At 29.4% G+C, this 659-nt stretch carries 1 protein-coding gene; it reads right to left on the reverse strand.

Features of this window, described 5'->3' with window-relative positions:
• Positions 1–659: hypothetical protein (locus tag N1F73_RS04000; protein ID WP_260360170.1), on the reverse strand; the 659-nt coding region annotated here is incomplete at both ends.

Genomic DNA, 659 nt, shown 5'->3' on the forward strand with positions numbered 1-659 from the left:
ATTTGTTAATGATATTTGTGTAATTTTGTGGATTTAACACATTTTTGTCACTTATTTGTGGGTCAATATCATCAGAGTTTAGAGTTGAGTTATTGTATTTATCAACAGCATTTTGTAAAATTTGTTTCGCTTCTGGATAATTTGCGTATTCAGTATTCTTAGCATTGTTTAGTTCATTAATTTTACTGTCAACTTCATTGTGTTTTGCAATAGCTTCTTCAACTTTTTGCGCATAATTATCAGTTGTTAGTTGCTCAGTTTTTTGACCAATAAAATCAGTATCGTTTGAATTTTCAACATCATCTTTTAAAGGTTTCATCAACTCTTTAATTGCATCTTTAATGTCGCTATATTTATCATTTGAGGCCAAGTCAACGATTTCGTTATATTTATTGGCAAATTCTTTTTGTTTGTTAGCCAAGTCATTAGCAGCTTTTAATTGGTTATAAAATTCCTCAATTTTTGCTAATTCGTTTGATTTAGCGACTTTATCACTTAAATCTGTTTCAGTATTTTGTAAATGAGAAGTAATAGAATCAAAATCTTTTACAGGAGAGTTGATAATTTTGTTTGTTTCGCTTTTTAAAGCGTCAAAACGATCTTTGGCCCCTTTAATCAAAATTGCTTGCATTGCAGCTGCTGCATTGTTGTATTTTTCT

This window comes from Mycoplasma sp. HS2188, assembly GCF_025209835.1.
Lineage (GTDB): Bacteria > Bacillota_I > Bacilli_A > Mycoplasmatales > Metamycoplasmataceae > Mycoplasmopsis.